This window comes from Pseudoalteromonas sp. TB51 (assembly GCF_000498055.1).
In the GTDB taxonomy this organism is placed as follows: Bacteria; Pseudomonadota; Gammaproteobacteria; order Enterobacterales; family Alteromonadaceae; genus Pseudoalteromonas; species Pseudoalteromonas atlantica.
In genome coordinates this window covers 1-5,275 of record NZ_AUTO01000192.1, presented here as the reverse complement: position 1 = coordinate 5,275, position 5,275 = coordinate 1, and the positions used below count along the sequence as shown (strand labels likewise).

Annotated in this window: 5 protein-coding genes; 2 read left to right on the top strand and 3 right to left on the bottom strand. The window is 41.9% G+C overall.

The genetic code is table 11. The features are described 5' to 3' along the window. Together L650_RS0110205 and L650_RS0110200 are read left to right on the top strand one after the other, a co-directional pair. Positions 1-341, top strand: a 341-nt coding sequence (locus L650_RS0110205) for a hypothetical protein (RefSeq protein ID WP_029773041.1), incomplete at its 5' end; no start/stop codon positions are given. 11 nt (positions 342-352) lie between these two features. Next, entirely contained in the window at positions 353-1,411 is a 1,059-nt protein-coding gene (locus tag L650_RS0110200) for an alcohol dehydrogenase family protein (protein ID WP_029773040.1), read from the top strand. 56 nt (positions 1,412-1,467) lie between these two features. Here L650_RS0110200 and L650_RS0110195 read toward each other — a convergent pair whose 3' ends face one another. The 3 genes from L650_RS0110195 to L650_RS0110185 all read right to left on the bottom strand — a co-directional run bounded on the left by L650_RS0110195 (position 1,468) and on the right by L650_RS0110185 (position 5,008). Then, complete coding sequence (locus tag L650_RS0110195; RefSeq protein WP_029773039.1) at positions 1,468-2,694, bottom strand: threonine/serine exporter ThrE family protein; 1,227 nt, start codon at positions 2,692-2,694, stop codon at positions 1,468-1,470. Positions 2,695-2,801: 107 nt separating this feature from the next. Further along, the gene (locus L650_RS0110190; RefSeq protein WP_029773038.1) at positions 2,802-4,031 is read right to left on the bottom strand and encodes a glycosyltransferase; all 1,230 of its coding nucleotides are present in this window, start codon (positions 4,029-4,031) and stop codon (positions 2,802-2,804) included. Further along, a complete protein-coding gene (locus L650_RS0110185; RefSeq protein WP_029773037.1) occupies positions 4,031-5,008 on the bottom strand; it encodes a LacI family DNA-binding transcriptional regulator in 978 nt (325 codons plus the stop codon). The genes L650_RS0110190 and L650_RS0110185 overlap by 1 nt, the downstream gene beginning before the upstream one ends. Positions 5,009-5,275 lie beyond the last annotated feature (267 nt).

Sequence of the window (5,275 nt, the reverse complement as noted above, 5' to 3'; positions counted from 1 at the left end):
GCCATAATCGCTATATTAATTTTTTACTTAAAGGTGCACCTGCTCCGGGAGTTGAGGCGGTTTTGCACATGTTTGATCAACTAAAAGCGTGGATGGTGCAATTTGCGCCTAATGGCTGTTTATCTATTAATGCGTTGTCGGCGTTTCCTGAAGATGAAGCTATTAGCCTTGCGGTGCAAACACATAAAAATGACGTAAAAAAACTGCTAGGTGAGCAAGGTTTAAATTCATCGTTGGCTAGTAGCTTGTTTTTGCTGCACGAGGGAGTGTCGAGTGCATGGCCAGTTATGGGCGATGAGGCGGTTACATCAGCAAAAAACAGTATTCTTAAATTAATATAAAGGAGCAACCAATGGCAAATTTACCTAGCACAATGCACGCTGTACAGCTTACCGAGCATGGCGATTTTGATGTATTAAAGTATGCAACTAACTTACCGTTGCCAGCGCTTGCACAAACCGATGTACTTATAAAAGTCATGGCTGCAGGTGTTAATAACACAGATCTTAATACCCGCACGGCGTGGTACGCTAAAAAACAAAGCAGTAAAGACGATGCAAGTTGGTCTGGTGATGCGTTTGTTTTTCCTCGTATTCAGGGGGCAGATGTGTGCGGCGTAATAGTCGCTGTTGGTAAAAACGTAGATCAAAGCCGTATTGGTGAGCGCGTTATTGTTGAGCCATGTTTAATTAAAGCTAATGGCGAAACGCTTAAATCGCCATGGTATTTTGGCTCTGAGTGCGATGGTGGCTTTGCACAGTTTACCCGCGTTGACTCTATTCACGCTTATAAAATTAATAGTAACTATAGTGATGAAGAGCTGGCCTCTTTTCCGTGCTCATATTCTACGGCCGAAAACATGCTTTTTCGCTCAAACCCACAGCAAGGGCAAACTGTTTTAATTACAGGGGCTTCTGGTGGTGTTGGCTCAGCGGCAGTGCAATTAGCTAAAGCACGTGGCGCTTTTGTTATTGCCATTACGAGTAAAAGTAAGGCGCAGCAGCTTGAAGGGTTAGGTGCCGATAAAGTTATATTTCGTGAAGATGATTTAATTCAAGCCTTAGGTAAAAACAGTGTTGATGTAGTCATTGACCTTGTTGCCGGTGAGCAATGGCCTGCACTGCTGGAGGTATTAAAACCAAAGGGGCGTTATGCGGTGTCGGGCGCTATTGGCGGGGCATTAGTAGAGCTTGATATACGTACTTTGTACTTAAAAGATTTAACTTTTTTTGGCTGTACAGTTATAGAGCCTGAGGTATTTAAAAGTTTAGTTAACTTTATTGAACAAGAAAAAATTAAGCCTATGGTGGCGCAAACATTCCCATTGAGCGAAATTGTTATAGCGCAAAAAGTGTTTGCACAAAAACAACACGTAGGAAAAATAGTACTCACTATTCCCCATAGCGAATAGTACGTTAAACAACAAAGCCCGTTACAAAGTAAACGGGCTTTTAAATGGTAACAAGCTTATAAGCTTTTTTTAGGCGGTAAAGCTACGTTTGCAAATATTAGCCCTGCTACAAGAGACATAAATATTAAAAACGTTTGCTGGCCTATATGCTCGGCATAAACAAAGTCTTGACCTTCAATAAGCGAGTTTAAGCCAATATACGTTTTACTGCCGGGTACCAGTACAATTAAGCCTTGCATGGCAACAATGGAAGCTGGGGCATTTGCAACGCGGTTAAATAAGTTACTAAACACTCCAACCGAAAGCGCACCAACAAACGTGCCTAACGTGTAGTCAAGGTACATAGCCGAACCAATACTCGTGCCATAGGCTATAAAACCAGATGCGATTGACCATCCAGCATGTTTAAGTTTGGTTCTAAATATCACTATTAAGCTGCTACAAAGTAAAAATATAGCCAACCACGCAGTCCAGCGCGGTAGTGGCTCGGGCTGTACAAAATCGGTTTGGCCAAATATGGCAAAGCCAATGCCTATGCCAATAAAGGCGCCAAAGTACAGTTTAAATAACAGCATAAACGAGTCCATAACCCGCGCCGTACCCGACACCAAATGCCTAGCTGCAAGTTCTGCTAAACCAAGCGCTAGCGCTAAACCAGGTATAAATACAATAATGGCTGAAAGCACGACTAACCGTATATTTATATCGGGCGAAATATACACACTTATTGCACAAGCCAGCACTGCCGATACTATAGCAACCAGGGGCTCAAGCATATGAGCAACCCGTTTTGAGCGCCCCGACCACAGCACAAACACATACACCACTAAAGTAAGTAACGCAGACCAAATAACGTCTGTCCAGCTGGTACCCATTAGCATGGCAAATGCACCCCCCGATGTTGCAAAAGCAATACCGGTAACAAATTTATTGTACGGGTTTGGCATGTCGTAAATGGCATCAAGCTGAGCATCAACTTCTTGTAAGGTGAGCTTGTCGTCGAGCATTTGATTAACTAAGTCGTCGGTGTCGGCAAGTGAGCCTAAGTCGTGATCGCCTGGGTCTACGCGTGCCACGTGGGTGTATTCGTCTTCGTGGCCATCAGTCCAAATTACAAACGTTACCGAAGTTGGCGACATAACAAAAGACGATTTAAGTCCTAAGTAAGTGGCCACTTCCATTAAGTGTGCTTCTAGGCGGTACGCTGGGGTGCCGTACTTATGAAGCATTTTACCTAATTTAACGATAAATTTGCGTTTTTCAGTAAAGGTTGCAGTTTTCAAATCTTGTATGGACCAGTGTGTAAATAAATTAGCTAAAAGTATAGGCTAAAACGCCCATTTGTAATGGGCGCGATTTTAAACACAAATCTGTAGGAGTCTAGTCATTTTTAATCTAATTTTTTATTTTTTTCAGCAATCCATTGCGCCATATATTGCGTACTGCGCATAGTATGGTGTTTTAACATTTGTCCGGTGAAGTTTTTTTCCCTATGAGCTTTTAAATCGTTGCTTATAGAGTCAATTTTATTAATTAACGCCGCGCTTAATTTTACTTTGTCGTACAAGGCATTTAGTAGTGTATTGCCAGCTTGTTGCGCGTGTTCAAAATCGGCTTGATTGTTGTAAAGCTCAACGGCTGCATTTGCAAAGTCGTCGGTATTATTAACCACTTTACCAGGCCATGGTAGTTCGTTGTGCATGCCCTCACTGCCTATATTGGTAGTTACACTGGGGGTTTGCATTATCATTGCTTCTAGCAGCTTGCCTTTTATACCTGCGCCAAAACGAAGTGGGGCTAAACATACGCGTGCGCTTTGCATTACCTCATAGGCGTTATCGGCCCAGCCTTTTATTAAAAAACCGGTTTTAGGGTTATTAAGTGCTGTTGCTTTTGGTGGCGGGTAAGAGCCATAAATATGCAGTTCTGCTTTTGGTAATTGCTTGCGAATAAGCGGCCATATTTTTTGTAAGTACAGCACGGCATCCCAGTTGGGGGCGTGTCTAAAGTTACCTATGGTCATAAAGTGCTCTCGTTGTTCAAACGATTTAGTTTGCGCAGGTAAAGCAGTTAAATCGACCATAAAAGGGAGATGATGTAATAAACTGGCTTCTACGTTAAATACACTACTAAGTAATTGCATTTCAAAGCTTGAAATAATTAAGCTTAGGTCGCAGCGCAATATTGCGGCTATTTCGCGTTTTGCTATGTCTGAATGTAAATCGCTGGTGGTAAATTCTCGCTCGCCTTTGTGCGCTTCGTGGCGCGCATTACGTAGGCATTGTAAATCTTCGGTATCGAGTATTTTAATGGCATTAGGGCAATGTTTATCTACACGCCAGCCAAATTGTTCTTCCATCATAAAGCGGTCAAACATCACTATGTCTGGGTTGTACGCTTTAACGTACTCATCAAAACTTTCGCAGTTTAGGGCAATGCTTTGACTGGTTATACCAAAGTGATCTAGGTTTACCATGTGCTCGGTGCGCTGTGCTGGGGTGGCAAATTCTACTTGCCAATTTTGCGCTTTAAACGCATTTAATAACGACATCATGTGCGTACCCGCAGCAGACGAATTTGGCTCTGGCCATACGTAACCAATTACCAGCACTTTTTTCATTACGGTGTTTCTCTAATTTGTAGGTTTACATTTACCAGTGTTTTTACTGGTGCAGTGTTTGTTTGAAGTTGTTCTTGCAGCACTAAAATACTGCGCTTAGCAAGCTCTTGCGTGTTTATATTGGCGCAAGTAAAGCGAGGTTGCATTTCGGTAATATCAGGAATATGTAAGCAGCTTACTATATTGTTTTTTAAATGCGGGGCGGCGGCTAAAACACCATGCGCAATTATATTATTAGCGCATACAACCGCGTCAATACTCGGATTATTAAGTAATGTGCTACTAAATATTTGCTTAGCATGTAATGGGGTGCTTTTTGTGCACGTAATAGCTGGCTCAGGGGTTATATTGTGTTTTTTACACGCGCTATTAAAGCCACTTAATAAACCTTGTGCAGATAAGCTTTCATCACCCACAAACAGTATGTTTTTAGGCGAATCATTTATTAGCTGCAGTGTTACTACATGGCTTGCTTTAGTGTAGTCGGGTAAAACACACGGGGCTGAGCTGTAAGGTACTTCGTGCATTAGGCTAATAACATTGTAGGCAGTAGCAAGGTTGTCGAGCCACTGCGCACAGGTACTAGCCACAGGGCAAATTATAAATGCAGCCACTTTGTATTCTTTTAAATTATTTATTAGCTGCGTTTGGCGCTCTACGCAGTTGTTACTACTAACAATAATGGCCTGAAAAAAAGCCTCGCTTAATGCCTGCTCAATATTTTTAGCAAGCAATGCCATAAGCGGGTTTGTTAAATCGTCAATTACTACAACTACTAAATTAGAGCGCCCAGAGCGCATAGCCGCTGCATCGCGATTATACACATAACCTAGCTCATCTATGGCTTGTAACACTTTTTGTTTGCTTTTATCGGCTACTTTATTACTGTGCGTAAGCACTAGCGATACGGTCGATTTAGACACCCCCGCACGGTGAGCAACATCAAAAATAGTGACCGATTTAGCTTTGTTAGGCATGGTATTTTAAGCGCGCAGTAGTGAGTAAATAGCTGCGTAGTGTAGCGTATATAATGCGTTTAAGTCATCTTTTAGCCCTGTAATTTAAAGCTTAATACTTTATGAACAGAGCAAAACATGTTTATATAACTTTTATAATCTTAAAAATAACAAAAGGATAAATACATGAACGCATTTAGGCTGTTAGTTGCCTTTATTTGTTGTGTTGTAATAATGCCAAACAGCTATGCTGAGCAAGGTTATCAAACACCTTCGCCTGAGCTAGCC